This window comes from Corynebacterium sp. HMSC075F02 (genome assembly GCF_001838335.1).
GTDB lineage: Bacteria > Actinomycetota > Actinomycetes > Mycobacteriales > Mycobacteriaceae > Corynebacterium > Corynebacterium jeikeium_D.
In genome coordinates this window covers 41,524-63,239 of sequence record NZ_KV836312.1, presented here as the reverse complement: position 1 = coordinate 63,239, position 21,716 = coordinate 41,524, and the positions used below count along the sequence as shown (strand labels likewise).

17 protein-coding genes and 1 riboswitch are annotated in these 21,716 nt (G+C 57.4%); of the genes, 10 read left to right on the top strand and 7 right to left on the bottom strand.

What is annotated here, in order from left to right:
• Positions 1-179: 179 nt before the first annotated feature.
• Entirely contained in the window at positions 180-2,105 is a 1,926-nt protein-coding gene (asnB, locus tag HMPREF2920_RS06000; protein ID WP_070600873.1) for an asparagine synthase (glutamine-hydrolyzing), read from the bottom strand.
• A 498-nt stretch (positions 2,106-2,603) separates the two neighbouring features.
• Here asnB and HMPREF2920_RS05995 point away from each other — a divergent pair, with 498 nt between their 5' ends.
• On the top strand, positions 2,604-3,779 hold the full coding sequence (locus HMPREF2920_RS05995; protein WP_049170235.1) for an aa3-type cytochrome oxidase subunit II: 1,176 nt from the start codon (positions 2,604-2,606) through the stop codon (positions 3,777-3,779).
• Positions 3,780-3,814: 35 nt separating this feature from the next.
• A complete protein-coding gene (locus HMPREF2920_RS05990; RefSeq protein WP_049170236.1) occupies positions 3,815-4,261 on the top strand; it encodes an aa3-type cytochrome oxidase subunit IV in 447 nt (148 codons plus the stop codon).
• A 163-nt stretch (positions 4,262-4,424) separates the two neighbouring features.
• On the opposite strand, the gene HMPREF2920_RS05985 is transcribed toward HMPREF2920_RS05990, so the two are convergent.
• From HMPREF2920_RS05985 to HMPREF2920_RS05965, 5 genes are all read right to left on the bottom strand, one after another.
• The gene (locus tag HMPREF2920_RS05985) at positions 4,425-6,152 is read right to left on the bottom strand and encodes an ABC-F family ATP-binding cassette domain-containing protein (protein WP_070438569.1); all 1,728 of its coding nucleotides are present in this window, start codon (positions 6,150-6,152) and stop codon (positions 4,425-4,427) included.
• Positions 6,153-6,318: 166 nt separating this feature from the next.
• The gene (locus tag HMPREF2920_RS05980) at positions 6,319-7,947 is read right to left on the bottom strand and encodes a cytochrome bc1 complex cytochrome b subunit (RefSeq protein WP_016423029.1); all 1,629 of its coding nucleotides are present in this window, start codon (positions 7,945-7,947) and stop codon (positions 6,319-6,321) included.
• Entirely contained in the window at positions 7,944-9,155 is a 1,212-nt protein-coding gene (locus HMPREF2920_RS05975; RefSeq protein WP_070600872.1) for a cytochrome bc1 complex Rieske iron-sulfur subunit, read from the bottom strand. The genes HMPREF2920_RS05980 and HMPREF2920_RS05975 overlap by 4 nt, the downstream gene beginning before the upstream one ends.
• Positions 9,152-10,042 (bottom strand): cytochrome bc1 complex diheme cytochrome c subunit, encoded by an 891-nt coding sequence (locus HMPREF2920_RS05970; protein ID WP_016423027.1) that lies wholly within the window; start codon positions 10,040-10,042, stop codon positions 9,152-9,154. The genes HMPREF2920_RS05975 and HMPREF2920_RS05970 overlap by 4 nt, the downstream gene beginning before the upstream one ends.
• A gap of 75 nt (positions 10,043-10,117) precedes the next feature.
• Positions 10,118-10,732 carry an aa3-type cytochrome oxidase subunit III gene (locus HMPREF2920_RS05965; RefSeq protein ID WP_088611596.1) on the bottom strand — a complete coding sequence of 205 codons (615 nt, stop codon included), beginning with the start codon at positions 10,730-10,732 and terminating at the stop codon, positions 10,118-10,120.
• A 537-nt stretch (positions 10,733-11,269) separates the two neighbouring features.
• Here HMPREF2920_RS05965 and trpD point away from each other — a divergent pair.
• Positions 11,270-12,337: an anthranilate phosphoribosyltransferase gene (trpD, locus tag HMPREF2920_RS05960; RefSeq protein ID WP_049192934.1), complete on the top strand. Its 1,068-nt coding sequence runs from the start codon at positions 11,270-11,272 to the stop codon at positions 12,335-12,337.
• On the opposite strand, the gene HMPREF2920_RS05955 is transcribed toward trpD, so the two are convergent.
• Positions 12,334-13,923 (bottom strand): DEDD exonuclease domain-containing protein, encoded by a 1,590-nt coding sequence (locus HMPREF2920_RS05955; protein WP_070854096.1) that lies wholly within the window; start codon positions 13,921-13,923, stop codon positions 12,334-12,336. The genes trpD and HMPREF2920_RS05955 overlap by 4 nt on opposite strands.
• Positions 13,924-14,336: 413 nt before the next feature.
• A riboswitch (cyclic di-AMP (ydaO/yuaA leader) is annotated at positions 14,337-14,479 on the top strand.
• Positions 14,480-14,493: 14 nt separating this feature from the next.
• On the opposite strand from HMPREF2920_RS05955, the gene HMPREF2920_RS05950 reads away from it, so the two are divergent.
• The 7 genes from HMPREF2920_RS05950 to HMPREF2920_RS05920 all read left to right on the top strand — a co-directional run bounded on the left by HMPREF2920_RS05950 (position 14,494) and on the right by HMPREF2920_RS05920 (position 21,712).
• Positions 14,494-15,072: a C40 family peptidase gene (locus HMPREF2920_RS05950; RefSeq protein ID WP_048731217.1), complete on the top strand. Its 579-nt coding sequence runs from the start codon at positions 14,494-14,496 to the stop codon at positions 15,070-15,072.
• Between the two features lie 347 nt (positions 15,073-15,419).
• A complete protein-coding gene (locus HMPREF2920_RS05945) occupies positions 15,420-16,490 on the top strand; it encodes an NlpC/P60 family protein (protein WP_370449646.1) in 1,071 nt (356 codons plus the stop codon).
• Between the two features lie 53 nt (positions 16,491-16,543).
• Positions 16,544-17,698 carry a glycosyltransferase family 4 protein gene (locus HMPREF2920_RS05940; RefSeq protein WP_070600869.1) on the top strand — a complete coding sequence of 385 codons (1,155 nt, stop codon included), beginning with the start codon at positions 16,544-16,546 and terminating at the stop codon, positions 17,696-17,698.
• Positions 17,699-17,707: 9 nt separating this feature from the next.
• Entirely contained in the window at positions 17,708-18,721 is a 1,014-nt protein-coding gene (locus HMPREF2920_RS05935) for an ROK family glucokinase (protein WP_049170251.1), read from the top strand.
• Between the two features lie 102 nt (positions 18,722-18,823).
• A complete protein-coding gene (locus tag HMPREF2920_RS05930; RefSeq protein WP_049170252.1) occupies positions 18,824-19,615 on the top strand; it encodes a lysophospholipid acyltransferase family protein in 792 nt (263 codons plus the stop codon).
• Positions 19,616-19,766: 151 nt separating this feature from the next.
• Complete coding sequence (locus HMPREF2920_RS05925) at positions 19,767-20,258, top strand: polyadenylate-specific 3'-exoribonuclease AS (RefSeq protein WP_016423018.1); 492 nt, start codon at positions 19,767-19,769, stop codon at positions 20,256-20,258.
• A gap of 68 nt (positions 20,259-20,326) precedes the next feature.
• Entirely contained in the window at positions 20,327-21,712 is a 1,386-nt protein-coding gene (locus HMPREF2920_RS05920) for a class II 3-deoxy-7-phosphoheptulonate synthase (protein WP_049170253.1), read from the top strand.
• Positions 21,713-21,716: the final 4 nt, after the last annotated feature.

Sequence of the window (21,716 nt, the reverse complement as noted above, 5' to 3'; positions counted from 1 at the left end):
GCTGAGCAGAGTTGTCAGCAGACGCTGTGAAAAGCGTCGGATAGTAAAAGGCTCGGACCTCACTCTTGTTAACTGAGTGAGGTCCGAGCCTTTTCTATTGGTTGCCCCAGCTATGGTGGCAGCCTGCCGGGGCAGGATGGGGTTGAGGCGCGGGAACCGTCGTAAAGCGAACTAGCGAACTAGATCTCGACGGGGTAGTCGCGCTGCTCGATGTCCGGAGTGATGCGGTCTTCGATGAAGATGCCGTGCCAGACCATGAAGGCCAGGATGGTCCAGAGGCGGCGGGAGTGGTCGCGCTCGGTTGGGTGGTGCTCGGCGAGCATCTTGAGCACGGCGTCCTTATTAATGAACTCATCAGTCTGGGACTCGCGGATGATGTCCTCGGCCCAACCGTGCAGTTCGTCGCCTGCCAGCCAGTGGCGAATCGGCACCGGGAAGCCCAGTTTGCGGCGGTTGAGAACGTGCTCCGGAACAATCTGCTCCATGGCGCGACGCAGTGCGTACTTGGTGGTGCCGTGAGAGACACGCATGTCCACCGGCAGCGTCTGTGCAACGTCGAAGACCACACGGTCGAGGAACGGCACGCGCAGCTCCAGGGAGTTGGCCATGGTGATCTTGTCGGCCTTGACCAGAATGTCGCCACGCAACCAGGTGAACAGATCCAAGTGCTGCATCCGGGTCACCGGGTCCCAGCCTTCAGACTGCGCGTAAATCGGTGCCGTGACATCGCTGTGGTCCCATTCCTGCTTGGCCCACGGCAGGACTTCCTGCAGCTGCTCAAAGTTAAAGGAACGAGCATTGCCGTAGTAGCGCTGCTCCAGCGGAGTAGTGCCTCGCTGCAGCAGCGACTTGCCACGCATGCCTTCTGGCAGAGCTTCTCCGACCTTAGCCAGACCACGCAGCAGGGGAGAGGGAACCTTGTCGAACGGTTTCAGCGACAGCGGCTCCTTATAAATGGTGTAACCACCAAAGAGCTCATCTGCGCCCTCACCGGACAGTACGACCTTAACGTGCTTACGAGCCTCTGCAGCCACGAAGTACAGCGGCACCAGTGCAGGGTCAGCTACCGGGTCATCGAGGTACCACATAATCTTCGGAATCGCCCCGGCGAACTCCTCCGGCGAGACGACCTTCACAATGTGCTCGACGCCAATGGCGGCGGCGGACTCGGCAGCCACATCGACCTCGGAGAAGCCCTCGCGCTCGAAGCCGGTGGTAAACGTCAGCAGGTTCGGGTTGTGGCGCTTAGCCAAAGTTGCAATCGCAGTGGAGTCGATACCGCCCGACAGGAACGAGCCCACCGTGACGTCGGCACGCATATGCTTCTCGACGCTGTCCTCCAGCGCACGGGCAATGCGGTCAAAAATGTCCTGCTCAGCGCCCTTAGTCACTGGCTGAATCGGGAAATTTGGCTTGAAGTAGCGGGTCTGCTTAACTTCGCCACCAGGCGTAACGATGGCAGTGCAGCCCGACTCCAGGCGGACGATGTCAGTGTGCAGAGACTCCGGTTCCGGCACGTACTGCAGGTCGACGTAGTGCTCCAGTGCACGCTTATTCAGCTTCTTCGCATCGATGCCCATCTCCGGCGCGGCCTCGAGCAGGGACTTCTTCTCAGAACCGAAAATCGTGCCGCGCTCGGTGGTGGCGTAGTAGAGAGGCTTAATGCCGAACGGATCGCGCGCCAGGAAAAGCTTGCGCTCGACGCTGTCCCAAATAGCAATGCCGAACATGCCGCGCAAGTGCTTTACGACGTCGGCTCCCCAGTGGTGGAACCCAACGACGATAGGTTCGCCATCGCCGGAGGTATTAAAGGCGTAACCTTCCTTCTCCAGCTGCTCGCGAAGTTCGACGAAATTGTAGATTTCGCCGTTGAAGGTCATGGAGTACCGATTCGGCTGATTTTCTGGTCCCCACTGCAGCGGCTGGTGGCTGTGAGCAATATCAATAATGGATAGGCGGTTGAAGCCGAAAACTGCGTCCTCATCGTGCCACGTGCCTGCATCGTCAGGACCGCGGTGCCGCATGCAGGGCAGAGCCCTTTCGACAACGGGAACGAGCTCCGCTGCGTCAGAATTTGCAGTCAGGATTCCGAGAAGACCACACATGCTTCGTGCGCGCACCTTTCACTTAGTGTCACTTAGTGGATTTTGACGGCTTCGTAGCTAGAGGCTCAGCGCGACTGACTGTCGTCTGAACCGGTGGCCGTGAATGACCGCCGCGTGGCTGAGTAGTTGGGTTGAACCCAGATTGGCGCCACATAGAAATGCTGCACCTACTTTAATGCCTTTTGGGGAAAAGGGAGAATGTCTTAGCTCGCCGTGTCTGTCCTCGGCGCGGGATTATGCGGAGCGGTGTGTGCGTCAGCTCGTGGCGCAAACACTAAAAAATTCATAGCGCTTGGGAGCGTCAACAGGGTGTAACTGGTGAGAATGCCACCCCCGATAGGCGGGTCTTTCTCAGTATTTTATTAGGGCAGATATACTCAAAGGCACCCCACAGCCATATTTATTGTGGAGAAAGCTTAAGAATCGACTACTCTGCTTGGGTAGGACGAAACCTTAATCGGTTATCGAAAATTGTGTGGATCAGGAAGGCAGACACACGTGAATCAGCGTAGAAAGTTCGGAGTCGCCCGTAAGCTCGGCGTCCTCGGCGTTGCCGCCGGTAGCGCAGCCTTGCTTGCCGGCTGTGATGTTAATCCTCCGGAGAACGGCTTCTTCAAGCTGCTCCGCTTTGGTTGGCCGGAAGGTGTTACCCCGGAAGCGCAGTCCATGGGTAACTTCTGGGTTTGGACCTGGGTTGCAGCTTGGATTATCGGCATCATTGTTTGGGGTTTCACCTTTTACTCGATGGCAAACTTCACAGCTAAGAAGGCTGAGAAGAAGGGCAAGGGCGAGTTCCCGCGCCAGACTGCATACAACGTTCCGGTTGAGTTGTCTCTGACTATTCTGCCGATTCTGATCGTGATGGCTCTGTTCTTCTTCACCGTTCAGACGCAGGACAAGGTGACTGCCCTGGATAAGGATCCGGAGGTCACTGTCGACGTCACCGGTTTCCAGTGGAACTGGAAGTTCGGTTACGCCAACATTTCCGCTGACCTGATGGGCGGCGAGGAATACAACGGTCGTATTGAGAAGCCGGCTGATGAGCAGTTCTTCACCGAGGGCGGCCACGAGGTTCCGTCCGCTGAGGATCGCGCAAAGCAGAAGGAGTACCCGGTTCACGGTCGCTCCAAGGAGAGCCTCGACTACCTCCACTATGACGAGATTGAGACCCTCGGTACCACCGAAGAGGTTCCGGTCCTCGTTGTTCCGGAAGACACTGCAATCCAGTTCGACCTCGCGTCTGCTGACGTGATTCACTCCTTCTGGGTTCCGGAGTTCCTCTTCAAGCGTGACGTGTTCCCGCACCCGGAGGCCAACAAGTCCAACCGTATCTTCCAGATTGAGAAGATCGACTCGGAGAAGATGGCTAACCGCCCGGAGGACAACCCGAGCGACAAGGTCAAGAACGCATTCGTCGGCCGTTGTGCTGAGATGTGTGGTACCTACCACGCAATGATGAACTTCGAGATTCGTGCTGTCTCCCGTGAGGCATTCACCGAGTACATCAAGTTCCGCCAGGAGAACCCAGAAGCTACTAACGCTGATGCTCTGAAGCACATCGGTGAGCCGGCATTCGCAGTCTCCACTTCGCCGTTCAACTCTGGTCGTGTCGACACCCGCGACATGGGTGACCGTGGTGCTAACACCATTGACCTGAACGCGACCGCCAAGTAAACCCAGCAAGATTCTTACCTAAAGGAAGTTCTCAAATGAAGTCTGCAGCAAAGCTCTTCTACGGACTTACCGTGTTCCTGGGGGTCATGGCTGTCGTCTACATCTTCGGCACTCAGTACCTTCAGGACACCGGTAACGTCATCAACGAAAGCCATGGTCGCCTCGAGTGGGCTGGCGCAACCGGCCTGGTCCTCGCAGCTCTGATGACTCTGATGCTCGGTGGATACTTCCACTTCACTGAGCGCCGCTCCGACATCACCCCGGCTGACTTCGAAGAGGCAGAGATTGCCGACGGTGCAGGTACCCTCGGTTTCTTCTCCGCTAGCTCGATCTGGCCATTCGTGATGACCATGGGCATCCTGCTCATGGGCTACGGCATCGCATTCATGGCCTACTGGCTGATTGTCCTTGGCGCGGTAATCCTGATCGTCTCCAGCACCAAGCTCAACACTCAGTACATCACTCCGCCGGAGAAGCACTAGTCCGAGTGCGATCAGACTGAACCACAGTCGTAGATAACCGAAAAGTCTCTCCCACTAACAATGGCGTTAGTGGGAGAGACTTTTTTGTTTGGGCGAGTGGGAGGGGATTCCTAACTGGTGTTACCTCGTCGGTTAGGATCTGTAGTCAATATATGATTCCGCATCAAGCGAATTCGACGGGTTTCTGCCCCTTAGGTAGTTCGATGACCTCACCGTCAGTCACCTGCAGATGACGCGCTTCGAGCGAGTTGATCATGCGGTGATCGTGGGTAATCACAATAATTGTGCCCTCTGCAGATGCGATCGCGTCTTGGACCTGCTCGATTAGATCCACACTCAGATGGTTCGTAGGCTCATCGAGCAGCAAGATCTCCGGCGGATTGGCTACGACCAACGCTAACGCCACCCGGCGCTGCTGGCCGATGGAGAGGCTTCCTACCGGTCGATTGGCATCCTCAGGGCTAAGCAATCCAAAGTCGTCGAGAGGCACGCGGGCATTGGGCGCAAGGTCGTACAACTCACGGGCGGATTTCTTTGGGTTTTCCCAGTCTTGTTCCTGAGCCAGCATGGCTACTCGACAGTTCTCGCCGATACGTACCTCGCCAGCCTGCGTCTCAACTTGCCCCATGATTGTCTTAAACAAAGTAGATTTGCCGGCCCCATTAGGGCCGGTGATCACGACCTTGTCTCCGGGACGAATAGTCAGTGAACCAACCCGAATTCGATCTGGGACGACCACACCGCGCATCTTGATGTGAAAATCTTCATCGCTGCCCGAAGCAGCGCGCTTGGTCGGTAAGGGTGCGGTCAACGGGGCATCAAAGCCCAGTAGTGCCGGTGGACGCTCCACACCTTCCTCAATGAGTTCCTCCAGCCGTTGCTTAGCCGAACGCACGCGGCGGGCGATTTGCCGCTCTACACGACCGCCACGGCGGTCATAAGCCATCTTGTTATTGTCCGTCATTTCCCGACCCGGTGAGACCTCACGAGCGCCATTCTCGATGGTGTCTTCCAACCGATTGCGTTCATGCTCCTCCGAGCGCCACTGGTGCTCCCATAGCTCACGCTGGTGGCGACGGTGCTTCGCGTAGTCGGAGTAATTACCACGGAACAGCCCAATACCAGGGCGCCCCGGCACCAAGTCTCCAATTACAGTACAAACGGCATCCAGGAAGTCGCGGTCATGTGTTGCCACCACAACCACTCCAGGGTGGTTCTGGATGGTGTCAATCACGAGCTGGCGACCGCGTTCATCGAGATGGTTGGTGGGCTCGTCGAGAAGCAAAATCTCTGGCTTTCGAATGAGCGTAATCGCGAGCCCCAGCCGCGCCCGCTGCCCGCCGGAAATCTCCGTGGTTAGTTGCTCTGTCAGGGGAGCGCCGTCCGGAGCAGTACCGGTCAGGCCGAGATGGTCGAGCACAATCTCCGCATTATGTTCGGCGTTCCAGTCATCGTGAGCCATGACGTCCGAGAAGGCCTTCGAATACGCCTTCTCTGCCGCCTCAGACTCATCTGGGGTCTTTGCTAAGGCCATCGCCTCAGCTGCTTCTTCTAGCTCCGCTAAACGACGTTTCGAGGGGCCGAGGGCCTCATCGATAAGCATTTGCACCGTGGAGTCGAAAGGCGCTTCCAGCTCCTGAGAGCCGAGGACACGCGTGCCAATATGAGTCACCGTACCGCTCGTGGGCCGACGACGACCAGATAGTAGCCAAAGAAGTGTGGACTTGCCGGCTCCGTTGTCTCCAACCAGACCGAGGACATCGCCGTCGGAAAGCGTGAGCGAGACATCGCGCAGAACAGGCGTGGCCTCGTAGTCGAAATTGACACCGTTGGCGACAAGCTGTGTGGCGTTGTTCGAAAGATCGGTGGTGGGGGAGGGACTGGTAGACATATGTCCATTTTAGTACTGGTAAACAGCAGATTTGGTATCCGACATATGTGGGGTCAAGGCGAAATCGGAAGAATCTGGGTAACAAAAACCACCCCGGTCGACATCCGAAGTGGATGCGGACCGGGGTGGTCTTATTTGAGCGCAGTAGAAAACCTACCGCGGAATTTTACTGCTCGAGCTGGCGACGCTCTTCAGCGTTCTGAGCTTCGAGGTCACGGAACATCTGAGCCTGCTGCTCGTGGTTCTCGTGCTCGATACGAGCTGCCTCTTCGGCGATCTCCGGGGAGTCCGGGCTGAAGAAGCTACCGCGACCCGGGCTACCAGCGGCACCCAGTTCGTTCATGGTCTTCGGGACGTAAGCACCCTGGTACTCGAGCGGAACGGCGTGGCCGTGCTCGTCGACCGGACCCAGTGGCTGATGGACCTCGATGAAGGAACCATCAGGCAGCTGGTTGATGATGCCCGTCTCGATGCCGTGCTCCAGGACAGCGCGGTCAGAGCGCTGCAGGCCGATGCAGATTCGGTAAGTGACGAAGTAAGCGATCGGAGGCAGGATAATCAGACCGATACGGCCAACCCAGGTCATCACGTTCAGCGAGATCTGGAAGTGGTATGCGATCAGGTCGTTACCACCGGACAGAGTCAGCAGGGTGTAGAAGACCAAAGCCATGGCACCCAGGCCGGAGCGAACCGGCACGTCGCGCGGACGCTGCAGCAGGTTGTGGTGGGCGTTGTCGCCGGTGATCTTCGCCTCGATGAACGGGTAAGCGAAGAGCAGGACAACCAGAACACCACAGAGCAGGGCGACCCAGAAGACTGCCGGGATCGTGTAAGAGCCCAAGTAGAGCTCCCACGGCGGCATGACACGGGCAGCACCGTCAGTCCACAGCATGTAGATATCCGGCTGGGAACCAGCGGAAACCTGCGCCGGGTTGTACGGGCCAAGGTTCCAAATTGCGTTGATCTGGAAGATACCAGCGAATAGCGCCAGGAAGCCGAACGTAATCAGGCCGAAGGAAACGGACTTGACTGCGAAGATCGGGAGAATACGAACGCCGACGACGTTGTTCTCGGTACGACCTGCGCCAGGGAACTGGGTGTGCTTCTGGTACCAGACCAGAGCCAGGTGAGCGGCAATCAGACCCAGCAGCAGGGCCGGGAGAATCAGCACGTGTGCAATGTACAGGCGCGGGATAATCATGTCACCCGGGAAGTCGCCGTTGAACATCATCCAGTGCAGCCAGGTGCCGATAATCGGCAGACCGATGATGATTGCGGACATAATACGCAGACCAACACCGGATAGCAGGTCGTCCGGCAGGGAGTAACCCATGAAGCCCTCTGCCACGGACAGCAGCAGGAGGATGGAACCGATGACCCAGTTAGCCTCACGCGGCTTGCGGAATGCGCCGGTGAAGAAGATGCGGAACATGTGCGCCATGATGGACACGGCGAACAGCAGAGCACCCCAGTGGTGAATCTGGCGAATGAACAGGCCACCGCGAACCTCGAAGGAGATCTGCAGGGCGGTCTCGTAGGCGCGAGACATCTCGACACCGTTGAGCGGCGCGTAGGCACCGTCGTAAATGACCTTCGACATCGACGGGTCGAAGAACAGAGTCAGGTAAACACCCGAGAAAAGCAGGACTACGAAGGAGTAGAGTGCAATCTCGCCCAGCAGGAAGGACCAGTGGGTAGGGAATACCTTATTGAGCTGCTTACGCATGCCGCCAGACAGGGTGTAGCGGTCATCCATATTCTTAGCAGCGGTTGCTAGTTTCGTTGGATTACTCATGACTGACGCTCCCAGAATGCCGGACCGACGGGCTCAATGAAGTTGCCCTCTGCGTACATGTAGCCTTCTTCGTCAACGCTGATCGGCAGCTCTGGAAGAGCGCGAGCAGCTGGACCGAAGACTGGCTTGCCGTAGTGCAGTGCATCGAACTGCGACTGGTGGCATGGGCAGAGAATACGGTTCGTCTGCTGTTCGTACAGAGAAGTCGGGCAACCGATGTGTGTACAAATCTTCGAGTAGGCGAAGTAGTCGCCGTAGTGGAAGTCTTCCTGACCCTTGCGCAGGATTGCCTTTTCAGCGTCCTGGGAACGCAGACGGATCAGCATGACCGAGTTGCGGGAGCCGTGAATCGAGTGCATGTGTGCCTCGTAGACATCAGCATCCTTGGAGTACTTGTTGCCGTCGTTGACGTCCTCCTCCGGAAGAGGGAAGACGGTCTCCATGGAACCTGCGGACAGGTCCTCTGGGCGGAGGCGAACCAGGCGGGAAACGCCCTTAGTGGTGTAGCCGTGTACGCCCTCTTCAGCGATAGCGCCGGTGTCGCGACCCAGGTAAACCTTGTGGCCCTTCTCGACGAGAGTCCAGCCGGTGGTCCACAGGGTGCCGTCACCAGTGACGTCAACGTCGTGGCGTGGCTTCCACGGGTTCTTAATCATGCCGCCAAGCGGAAGGATCATGCCGATACCAGCCAGGACGGCGCCGGTACCAAGGAGGCCCTTGATAGCGGAGCGACGACCCAGGGTGGAGGTCTGCCAAGAATCGTTCAGCAGGGCAACGATGGTCTTCTGGTCGACCTCTTCGGACGGACCATCGTGGCGGCGCTGAACCGAAATTTCTTCCGGAATGAAGCGCTTGGTGAACTTAACTGCACCAATACCCAGGGTGACGATGCAGCCACCGATGGTGATACCCAGCAGCGGGGTGTACATGGTGTACAACCACAGACCCTCTTCGCCGTGACCCTTGTAGTGCCACGGGTAGAACAGGTAGATGGCGATGAATGCCAGGCCAAGAATGACCGACAGTGCCAGCCAGATGGTGACACCACGAGCCGCGCGCTTTTCAGCCGGGTCGTTGGCAATCGGGAAGCGTTCCTTGCGGTAAGCAATGGTCACGTCATCGAGTTCAGCACCCAGACGAGCGAGATCCGCATTGCTCATCTTCGACAGCTCTTCGGAGCTGTACTTCTTGTTTTCGTTATTACTCATCGGCGGGATCCAATCCAAAGAGCGGCCGCTACGAGAGCGACAATGCCTACAATCCACATGACAAGGCCCTCAGCAACTGGGCCGATGCCACCAATGCCCCAACCACCCGGGGTCGGAGTTTCCTTGGCGTTCTTGATGTAGGCGATGATGTCCTTCTTCTCGTCAGCAGACAGCTGGCGGTCAGAGAACTTCGGCATATTCTGCGGGCCGGTCAGCATTGCCTGGTAGATTTCCTGCTCATTTGCAGGATCCAGGACCGGTGCGTACTTACCGCTGGACAGTGCGCCGCCACGACCGGTGAAGTTGTGGCAGGATGCACAGTTCAGGCGGAACAGCTCGGAACCGCGAGCAACGTCAGCCTTGTCAAGCTCACCGTTCGGGCCGGCGTTCTTACCGCGCAGCGACTCCATAGCGATGGAGCCGTCCTCGTCGCGGACGATGCCGGCGCCGCCACCATTAGCCTGGACGTAGGCTGCGATAGCCAGCGTCTGCTCTTCGGAGTAACGCGGGGTCTTACGTGCTGCCTGAGCCTCGTTGCGGAGCATCGGCATACGACCGGAGTGAACCTGGAAGTAAACCGAGCCTTCGCCGACGCCAATCAGCGACTTGCCGCGGTCCTTAACGCCCTGAAGGTTGGCGCCGTGACAAGTAATACAAGCAACGTCGTAAAGCTCCTTGCCCTGCTGAATCATTGCGGCTTCATCCTGCTGAGCAGTAGCCGTCTGTGCATCAGGGGTCAGAGCATTAGCGAGGAAGCCCGCGCCGGTGAGGGCGAGAGCCATAGCCATAATGCCGGAGGCAGTACGGCGCATCTTGCGGCGGCCCTTTGACTTCGGGGCCGCAGCCAAGGACGTGGTGTCCTTGGTTTCGGAGGTAGTGTTTTCCATCTTTTTCCCTTTAAGACTGTTCGTGGAAAGTGGATGGGCTGTAGGCCGTACTAAACAAAGGACGGCCAATACGGCCTACTGGATGAAGTAGATGGTGATGAACAGGCCAATCCACACGACGTCGACGAAGTGCCAGTAGTACGAGACCACGATGGCAGCAGTGGCCTGTGCCGGGGTGAACTTCGCCTTGGAGGTACGGATAAGCACCACAACGAAAGCCAGCACACCCGCGAGGACGTGGGCTGCGTGGAATCCGGTGGTGATGAAGAAGACCGAACCGTAAATGGAGTTCTGAATGGTCAGACCGTGGCTAACCAGGGTGAAGTACTCGTAAGCCTGGCCGACGAGGAAGATTGCACCCAGGGCGGTAGACAGTGCGTACCACTTACGGAGTGCGAAAACGTCGCCACGCTCGGCCGCGAACACGCCCCACTGGGCAGTGAACGAAGACGACACTAGGATCACGGTGATCAATAGTGCGTACGGGACATTGAGGTGGCCGGTACCCCAATCCCACGAATCGCCCTGGCCGTTCGCGCGTGACACGAAGTACATCGCGAACAGACCGGCGAAGAACATTAATTCCTGAGACAGGAACACAATCGTGCCGACACTGACCATATTCGGTCGGTTCAGTGTCGCAGCACGACGTGGTGCTGTCATACCTTGATTTTCAACTGCGCTCGTCACAACTAACAGTATGTACTGTTCTTAAGGAGTAGTCACGTTGCAACCCCCGTTTTTGTATAAAAATTCCTAAAATCCCAGGTCGCGAGGAAAGGTTTCTGAGAATTTCACTAATTTTTCCCCCTGTTGGGAACTTTCCGGTGTCTTTATCCGACGCGGGTGAATTCGAGGGTTTTGTTGTGCCGAGGTGCGCGGTGTCCATCCCCCTGGACTGCCAAGTTCGCCTCCGGTGAACCTGGGTTAGCGATACTGCGGCATCGGCTGTCGGTTAGTTTATCGCAGGTTCGGCTCTGTTTAATATCGTATTTTTCCAGTTGCCCCAATGGGGGTGAGATTTTCGGTGAACGCAAAAGGTGGACCTGGTGATGCGCTGGATATATGGGGGAGGTATCTTGTCTTATTACGTACATCACGGTGGGGTTTTTTCAACAGCCCTGTGATGTGGTGCGCCTGGTGGGCGGGATAGCCAGCAGTACCTAGGTGCAGTTGTATTAATAAAGTACGAATACAGACTTGACTATCTAGTGGAAGGGAGTGGCGATGAGCGAGATCGGCGATAAGAGGGCGGTCGAAAACTGGCGCCATGTTCTCTCCACGATTGGCGCTGGCCGCGAAGTTTCCGGTGAGGGCATTCGATTCGCCATGGATCAGATCATGTCCGGTGCTTCCGGAGACGTGCAGACCGCAACGTTTGCTTTCGGTCTCCTCGCCAAGGGGATTACGGCTGCCGAGCTCGATGCTGCGGCTGAGGGCATGCTTTCATTTGCCCGCCCAGTTCATGATCCACAGCTCGCCGGTGTTATTGAGCGCGGTGCAGTCGATATCGTCGGCACCGGTGGTGATGGCGCAAATACCGTCAACATCTCCACGATGTCCATGATTGTTATCGCGGCCAGCGGTGTGCCGGTGCTCAAGCACGGTAACCGCGCGGCTTCCTCGAAGTCGGGCGGAGCTGACATGCTGGAGGCCTTTGGCATCGACATTGAGAACGGTCTCGTTACTTCTCCGGAACATCCGGATTTCTACGTGCGCTTCCTCTTTGCCGCTCGCTTTCATCCGGCCATGCGCTTCGCTGGACCGGTGCGTAAGGAGCTAGCGGTTCCGACAGTCTTCAACCTGTTGGGGCCGCTGACGAATCCAGCACGCCCGCAGGCGAGCTTGATTGGCTGTGCCTTCGAAGATCAGATGGAGACGATGGCGGACACCTTCGCCCGCCGTGGTCAGCGCGCGCTGGTGGTTCGCGGAAGCGATGGCCTCGACGAGATTACCGTTACTGGCCCCACCAAGGTCTTTATTGTGGAAAACGGTGGAGTTGCCGAAGATGTCATCGATCCACATGACTATGGCATGGAGTACTCCGAAATTGACGCGCTGCGTGGCGGTGACCCTGCTTACAACGCTGATGTTGCACGTCGCATTTGGGCTGGCGAGCTCGAAGGCCCAATTCGCGATGCAGTCATCCTTAACTCCGCCGCCGCAATCGCCATTTCGCGTGGTCTGAGTGGCCGTCCACTAAAGGAAGCTATGGCCGACTCCATTGAAGAGGTCAAGGAAACGCTCCAGTCGGGGCTGTGCTTGGACATCCTTACCGCGGCGATGAAGGGTTAAGGTTCGCGTCGCGCTTCACGACGTGCTTGCTGCGCGTCAATTGCCCACTGAAGGTATTTTCCTGCGCCCAGCCTAGGGTAGGAAAACTCGCCTCCGGTGGGCTTTATTCGTACCTCCGGGCGCTGCAGCCATTTCCAGATAATACTGAGTTCATCAATTGATGCTCCTTTATATAAGGAGTCATCTGGAGTGACTGTTTGGGCCGAACTCTCCATGAGGTCGATGATGTAGTTCATATCCGCGCCACGTGGTGCGGTGCTGGCGCCGGCCAACCTGCCGTAGCGAATTTCCGCTAGGTGCCAGCCTCCATTGCCATCGGGGAAAGCGGCTTGCAGAGATGGGATGGCGGCAAGCATGCTCAGGCGCTGCTGCTTGTCCAAGCTGATAATGAACTCCGCAGTGCGGTCACGCTGCACTGCCGCGCGTTGGAAGCGGTGTGCTTCGGCAAGTGCTGATATCTCTGCAATCATGTCTGCGATCTCGTTGGAACCGGTGGTAGAGATCTGGGTGGTTGTTATCGCAAAGTCGTCGTTAAGCGCAGAGAACCTGTCGCGGATGGCGGTAGCGGTGTCGCGCGTGCGGAAAGGACCTAGGCCGCGGGCGTCGGTGACTGTCCGGCTAATCTTGGCAGGCCGACCGGGGCTAGTGGGGACGATGTACCAGCCGCGGGTTGGTTCGGTGCGTTGTCGGTTGTAGGGCGGACGGAGTGCAGAGATCAGACGGGCCTCGCGGATTTCTGCAGCGAAGCCGTGCGGGCACTCGATGATCTCGACGCGTTCGGCTAGAGAGACCATTTCCGTAATCTTGCGACGAGAATCAGTGCCGTTGAAATACTGCAGAAGTCTACGTCGCAAATCGAGAGCTGTACCTATATATAAGGGGTCGTCATTTCTTGACCGAAAAACATAGACACCAGGGGTGTGCGGAGCTCCATCGGCAAGGTGCCGTTTAGCACGAACCTCTGGAGCGACGGTGGGCGAGTAGTGCACTAGCTCGGACGCTGTTTGTACTTCATCGCCAGCTAGTCTCTCCACGAGGTAGTGAAGGACGTCGACGGTTGCGATTGCGTCGTCAAGCGCCCGGTGGGTGGGGCGATTCGGAGAACCGACGTACCGTGCGAGCTGTGAGAGCTTGAAACTGCCAACTTGTGAGCGGTCGAGGACGCGACGCGCCAACGTGAGGGTGTCTACGACACTGGGGCTCGGCCAATCTAGGCCCAAATCTGTGCAAGCCTGGCGGAGGAATCCAATATCGAACTTGGCATTATGCGCAACCCAGACGCTTCCCCGGGCAAATTCGAGGAACTGAGTAATAACTGTGCCGAGCTGTGGGGCGGTTTCAACATCGGCGGTAGTGATGCCGGTCAGAGATGTGATGTGGTCGGGGATCTCCATACCGGGGTCGATGAAGCTGGAAAAGGTGCCAATTGTCTTACCGCCACGGGTTTTGATGGCCCCAATTTCAATGATGTGGTCGTTTTTGGCCTTCAATCCGGTCGTTTCCAGGTCTACGACGACAAAGGTGGTGTTGAAAAGAGAATCATCGACGGTGCCTTCGAGAGGGAAGTGCTGTTGTCCTGAATCCACGTCAATAATCCTATGCTGAGCGCTCCTAGTGGTGTTAAAACTGTGAAACTTGAGCAAATTGAGCTGTTGCAAGCTGGAGTGTGACATAAAACACGTTTTGAGCCCGCGATAAAAATGTGTCGACTTTAAGGCATTAAGTGTAAAGTTCTCGGCGGACTTCAAAATGCCAGGTAGTGACACGTTTATCAAACTGTTATTATTCCGCTATAGGGGGAGTGTCTAGTTGTAACAGCTTGGTAACGGTTTAGTTCTATCGATGGTAACAACCGGGCCTCGAGCGGTTTTCTGGGCAAACGGCTAGACAAAACTTGATGCCATTTCGTAACCTTATCGAGACATTGAAACGGGGCCACTGAGTTGGTGCCGGTCATTGATAAGAAAACACAGAGCCTTATCGAAGGTCCTGAGGGTCTAAGTAGTGAGAGCCTCAGGGGATTCGAGCCGGGGACCCACCTCGAACCATGGGGTGAATCCCAAAGGGAAATCCCGGAGGGTAGGAAGTCTTCCATTCTTCCGAACCCGTCAGCTAACCCGGTCGGCTAAACAGGAAGATTTTGGAGTTTCAAAACAATGGGCAAGCACCACCGCCGTTCTAACTTTGCACGCAACGCAGTCGCATTTGGCGCAACTGTCGCCGGCGTTACCGCTCTCGCAGTTCCGACCGCTAACGCTAACCCGCTGAACGACATCCAGGGCGCACTGAACGGCTTCGATACCCCGCAGGTTGCAGGTATGCAGGATGTTGTTGGCAAGTTCAACGACATCGCAGGTGAGGTTACCTCCGGCAGCGTTGCAAACGTTGCAGCACCGTCCACTGGTTCGGCTATCGTGTCCGCTGCACGTTCCAAGATCGGTTCCCCGTATGTGTGGGGCGCTACCGGTCCGAACTCTTTCGACTGCTCCGGTCTGACCTCCTGGGCATACCAGCAGGTCGGTAAGTCGATTCCGCGTACCTCCCAGGCGCAGGCTTCCCAGGGTACCGCGGTCTCCAGCCCGGCACTGGGTGACATCGTTTCCTTCTACTCTGGCGCTACCCACGTCGGCATCTTCTCCGGCAACGGCAACGTGATTCACGCTCCGCAGTCCGGCGATGTCGTCAAGGAAGCTCCGATGAACTACATGCCGGTTCACAACTTCGTCCGCTTCTAATCTGTTTGAACGGATGACAACCTGCGGGGCCTTGATGCCCCGCAGAGCCTTGACTCTCTTTTTACCGAGGGGGGCACTGAGGCGAGCGCCCGGGTGCTGACGCTATGCGCGTCGTAAAGCACTATAGGGGCGCTCGCCTCATTTTTTGTTTTTCTACTGCGGTTACGCAATGCGTGGAGTCGAAGGGCTGTCCTGGTTACTCCCTTTGGATACCCCTTTGTGCTGGCGGTTTGTCGGTGTGTTGTTCCGCGGCAAGGCTGCTACAATTTGCTCGAATGCGTCAAGTGGTTTGATGTTTTGTTTTTCGGGGAAGAAATTTGAATACACAACTTGAAAAGGGTTTGGATTTGTCGCGTCACCGTGCCTCTCGCCGTCGCCACAACTCTCGTCGCGGTGTAGTCGGGCTTACGGTCGTGACTGGGCTAACCTTTGGCTCCGTAGGTTTGGCGCCGATTGCCTCTGCACAGGATGAACAGCCAGCCCCGGATCTGGCTACTGCAGACGGCATTATTGCAGAGCTGGAGAAGATTTCTCGGGATGCCGAAGCGGTTTCTGAGGAAGTTACCGAGCTGGATTCCCAGGTTCAGGCCAAGGAAGAGGAACTCCGGCACGCCGAGGGGGAGCTGAAGCACTCTGAGGATCAGGTTCTCCGAGCACAGGATGACCTCAAGGCGCTCTCTGGTGAGATTTCTTACTTCGCGAAGAAGCGGATGCGTGGTGAAATCGTCGACCCATTGTCGGCCGCCCTGGGATCTGCCAGTGCTCAGGACGCTATCGACCGTGCCGGTTACATCAACAAGATGTTCCGCGACAACGATGAAGTCGTCAGCCGTGCGGTGCAAGCCCGCAAGGATGCTGAGGATGGTAAGGCCAATGCGCTGCGTCTGCAGGGCGATATCCGCAAGCAGCTCGATGACCTGGCTAAGCGTCGCGATGATTTGGACAAGCGCAGTGCCGAATTTGATGAGCGCGCCGAGCATGTCAAGTCCATGGTTGAATCGCTGAGCCCCGAACAGCGGGAAATCTGGATTTCCAAGAACAACCCAATTACCGAAGGGTTGGACAAACTGCTCGGATCTTCCGCCGCAGTTGATGCCGCGATGTCGAAGCTGGGTTCCCCGTACTCGTGGGGAGCTGCTGGTCCCTCCGCATTCGACTGCTCCGGCCTGATGTACTGGGCGTACCAGCAGATTGGTAAGTCCATCCCGCGGACCTCGCAGGCACAGCTCGCCGGTGGTACTCCGGTGAGCCGCGACCAGCTGCAGCCGGGCGACATCATCGGTTACTACCCGGGAATCACGCACGTGGGCATGTACATCGGCAATGGTCAGATTGTCCATGCTTCCGACTACGGTATTCCAGTCCAGGTCGTTTCCATCGACCAAGGTGGCCCGTACCAAGGCGCTGTCCGCTTCTAACTAGCGGCAGGTGACCTCGCGTCCTTTTAGTCAAGGTAGATAAACTCGGCTCCATGTCTGCGCGCGTACTGCTCATTACGAATGATTTCCCGCCTCGCGATGGTGGAATCGAGTCCTACCTGCGTGATTTCTGTGCTCGTTTGGCCCCGGAGAACCTCGTAGTCCTCGCGTCCTCGCGAGCCCCCGAAGAAAAGCTCCGCGCCTACGACGAGTCGCTACCGTACCGTGTTTATCGCATGCGTGATTCCGTGCTGCTGCCACTGCCGCACGTAGCTCGTCGCGCCGCTCAGATTATTCGCACCGAACGCATTGACACCGTCTGGTTTGGTGCCGCCGCGCCACTTGGTTTGCTTGCCGACGCATGCCGTCGCGCAGGTGCCACCCGCATCGTTGCTACCACTCACGGACATGAAGTGGGCTGGTCGATGCTGCCATTGGCCCGCCAGATGCTGAGGCGCATTGGTAAGAGCTCCGATGTTGTGACCTATATTTCCCGCTACACCCGTGGTCGATTTGCGGCAGCCTTTGGTCCGCAAACAGCATTTGAACGCCTGCCTTCCGGTGTCGATATCGAGCGATTTTCCCCGGACCCCGAGGCGGGACAGAAGATCCGGCAGCACCACGGAATCGGTGAGTCCCAGCCGCTTATCGTCTGTATTTCTCGGCTAGTGCGCCGAAAAGGCCAAGATATGCTGATTCGCAGCATGCCTAAGGTTCTTGAGCAGCACCCGGATGCCAGGTTGCTGATCGTGGGCGTTGGTCCGTTGAACCGAGAATTGAAAAAGCTGGCAGTAAAGCTCGGGGTCTCCGAGCAGGTTATTTTTGCCGGCAAGGTCTCTTATGATGACCTCCCCGCCTATTACAATGCGGCCAGCATTTTTGCCATGCCCGCCCGAACCCGCGGACGTGGCCTCGATGTAGAAGGCCTCGGCATTGTCTACTTGGAAGCACAGGCCTGCGGTGTCCCTGTCATAGCTGGCAAGTCTGGTGGCGCCCCGGAGACAGTTATCGATGGCGAAACTGGCATCGTTGTCGACGGGGCCTCGAAGCGCAGCGTCGCCACCGGGCTGGTTGAGATTTTGGATAATCCGGAGCGCGCGGCGGCGATGGGAGCCTGTGGTCGGGAGCATGTTGTGCAGTCGTGGACCTGGGAGGTCATGGCTGCTCGGGCTCGCCGAATTCTCCGAACCTGCGCAATCCCTTTATAATCAACTGTTATGTCCACCGATATTCCGATTCATCCGAACTCAGACGAGTCCGACGCCGCTGATCGCCCGGCTATCGGTTTTGATATTGGTGGAACAAACCTGCGCGCTGCAGTGGTCAGCGCTGATGGGCAGGTGCTGTATCGAGTTCAGACCAGTTCTGATGGCAGTGTGGATGCCATTGAACGTGGCATTGTCCAGACATCCGAGCGCTTGGTTGAACGCTTTCCAGATGTCAGCGCCATCGGTTTAGCTGTAGCTGGTTTTTTGGATTCTGACCGCCAGACGGTTCGTTTTGCCCCGCATCTGCCGTGGCGCGATGCGAACGTCGTCAAGCGTTTATCCTTGCTTCTCCCATGTCCGCTGCAGCTTGAGCACGATGCCAACTCGGCCGCCTGGGGTGAGTATCGCTTTGGTGCGGCTCGCGGTGCGGATAATTGGGTGCTGTTTGCGCTGGGTACGGGAATCGGCGGCGCGATGATGCAGGGGGGTGAGATTTACCGTGGCGCGTACGGCACGGCGCCGGAATTCGGCCACCTCACCGTTGTGCCGGATGGTCGTCCCTGCTCCTGCGGAAAGCGTGGTTGCTTGGAGCGTTACTGCTCGGGTACGGCGTTGGTTACCACCGCTCAGGAACTCTCTGAATCCGGTCGCTACTTCTCGCGGCTTACCGACGGGCTCGTGGCCGGCTCGGTAACTGGTACCGATGTCGTCTCGGCTGCTCGCCAGGGGGATGAATTGGCTCTAGCTGCGATTGATGACTTTGCTACCTGGCTGGGGCGTGGCCTGTCGATGGTGGGCGATGTCTTTGATCCGGAATTGATTGTTATCGGTGGCGGTGTTGCCTCGGCGTCTGATCTATACCTGGACAAGGCCAAGGCCGAGTTTGCCCGCAATCTCACCGGCGCTGGCTATCGTCCGGTAGCGGATGTGCGGGTCGCTGAACTAGGTGCGGATGCTGGGTTGATTGGTGCGGCGGATATTGCGCGCAGCGTTGTGGCTGCCGAGGGTGCGACATCGTCGTAAAGCGTCAATTTGGGGATTGCAGGGGAATTCGCCCGCGAAAAGGTGGGGGAATGGCTGCGGAGATGGATCGTCGGACCAACTGAACCTGTATAGTTTTAAACTGTGAATAATCGCTGGTACAAGTTCTTTAAGTACATCCTCATTGGCCCTTGGCTGCGGATCTATAATCGCCCGTACTACATCGGTGGTGAGAAGATTCCTCAGGAAGGTCCAGCGCTGATGGCGTCGAACCACCTTGCTGTGATGGATCACTTTTTCTTCCCACTGGTCTGCCGTCGTCAGCTGACGTTCCTGGCGAAGGCGGAGTACTTCACCACGCCGGGCTTTGTCGGCGGTATCCAGAAGTTCTTCTTCTCCTCGGTGGGGCAGGTGCCGATTGACCGTACCTCTGGTGATGCAGCTCGCGATGCGCTGAACGCCGGCTTGAAGGTGCTGTCACGCGGTGACCTGCTGGGCATTTCCTTGGAAGGCACCCGTAGTCCCGATGGTCGACTGTACCGCGGTAAAACCGGTGCGGCACGTGTCGCGCTGGAGGCCGGTGTGCCGGTGTTCCCAATGGCGATGATTGATACGGAGAAAGCCAACCCGATTGGTTCGTGGATTCCTCGTCCGGTGAAGGTCGGCACGATTATCGGCGATCCGATTGATCCGTCGGAGTACAAAGCCAAGTACAGCGATGAGTATGAAGCGGCCAGGGCACTGACGGATGACCTGATTAAGGAAATTCAGAAGCTTTCTGGTCAGGAATATGTCGATGCTTACGCGACTGATGTGAAGAAGTCCTTGGAGGCCGGCACCGGCTATCCAGCGGGAACCGAACCGGGTGGAGAGCTCACTACTCCGGCTCCGGGGCCGAAGCCGACCCCTCGTCGCTGGTTCCGACGCGCTCGCTAGAATAATTAGGCGCAGATAGTTTTCGCGACAGTGGGGCTGCACACTTCCTATGGCGATTCGGTGCATGGGTAAGATTTGCTCGGTAGGGCTCCACGGTCTTTTGGTCGCGAGGTAGCCGACGCGAGGCCGAGGCTGGAGAGGATTCCACACCGTGCGTTATTTTTATGACACCGAGTTTATTGAAGACGGCAAGACTATTGATCTTGTCTCCATCGGTGTCGTAGCTGAGGACGGCCGCGAATACTACGCGGTGTCTACCGAGTTCAATGAGAGCAAGGCCGGCCCGTGGGTGCGGGCCAACGTGCTCAATCAGCTGCCCAACCCCTCATCTCCGCTGTGGAAGAACCGGGACACGATCCGCGAGGAACTGCTGGCATTTTTCACCGAACCCGGTACGGGCAGCCCAGAGCTGTGGGCTTGGGTAGGCGCCTACGATCACATTGCGTTGGTGCAGCTTTGGGGTGATATGACCAAGCTGCCGCAGTTCATGCCACGTTATACCCGTGAACTCAAGCAGTACTGGGAGATGGCGGGCAAGCCACGGTTGCCGAAACAGACTGCAGGTAAGCACGACGCGCTGGCAGATGCCCAGCACAATCTGCTGAAGTTTCAAAAGATTGCACAGAAGTTGCCGCTTGATTAAGCAACGGAATTCGAATATTTGGTGACCTGACTAACACCCTTCTGGCAGGGGCACTACAATGAACTTCTGTGAGTTGGACTATTGATCTCCCTGTAGATGACCTGCCCGATCTGCCACCGCTTCCCGGAGACATGGCTGAGCGCTTTGCTGATGTCGTATCCCGCCAAGCCCTACAGCAGCCAAGCTGGGATGCCCGCGCCGCTGCTAACGTGCGTCGCATTCTCGAATCGGTGCCGCCAATTGTGGTTGCGCCTGAGGTTCGTAAGCTTCGTCAGGAGCTTGCCGACGTCGCTAATGGTAAGGCCTTCCTGTTGCAGGGCGGTGATTGTGCGGAGACCTTTGAGTCCAATACTGAGCCGCATATTCGCGCCAATGTGAAGACCTTGCTGCAGATGGCCGTTGTGCTGACCTACGGCGCATCCACCCCGGTCGTAAAGATGGCTCGTATCGCTGGTCAGTACGCCAAGCCGCGCTCGAAGGACATCGACGGCGACGGTTTGCTTAGCTACCGGGGTGACATGGTCAACGGCGTTGAGCCGACCGAAGAAGCTCGAGTTCACGACCCAGCTCGAATGGTGCGTGCTTACGCCAATGCCTCTGCGGCGATGAACCTGGTACGTGCACTGACAGGTTCGGGCACTGCTGACCTGCACCGTCTGCACGAGTGGAACCGTGAGTTCGTCAGCAACTCGCCGGCTGGCGCCCGCTACGAGGACCTGGCACGCGAGATTGATCACGCACTGCAGTTCATGGCTGCCTGTGGTGTTGCGGACTCGAACCTGCAGACCGCGCAGATTTACTGCTCGCATGAGGCGCTGGTTGTTGACTACGAGCGCGCTATGCTGCGCCTTTCTGAAAACGATGGCAGCCAGGAGCTGTTCAACCTCTCCGCGCATCAGCTGTGGATTGGTGAGCGCACCCGTGGCATTGAGGACTTCCACATCAACCTGGCTGCCATGATTGGCAACCCCGTCGGTGTGAAGATTGGCCCGACCACCACGCCGGAGGAGGCTGTCGCTTACGCCGACAAGCTCGACCCGTTCTTCCAGCCAGGTCGCCTGACCCTGACTTCGCGTCTGGGCAATGACAAGGTTCGCTCCGTGCTGCCTCCCATCGTTGAGGCTGTGGAAGCTTCTGGTCACAAGGTCATTTGGCAGTGCGACCCGATGCACGGCAACACTTACTCGGCCTCCAATGGTTACAAGACCCGCCATTTCGACCGCATTGTCGACGAGGTTCAGGGCTTCTTCGAGGTGCACCGCTCTATCGGTTCGCACCCGGGCGGTATCCACGTGGAGCTGACCGGCGAAGATGTCACTGAGTGCCTCGGTGGCGCGCAGGACATTTCCGATGTCGACTTGCCAGGCCGTTACGCATCCGCCTGTGACCCGCGTTTGAACACTCAGCAGTCGCTGGAGCTGGCCTTCCTGGTTGCCGAGATGCTGCGCAACTAGTTGC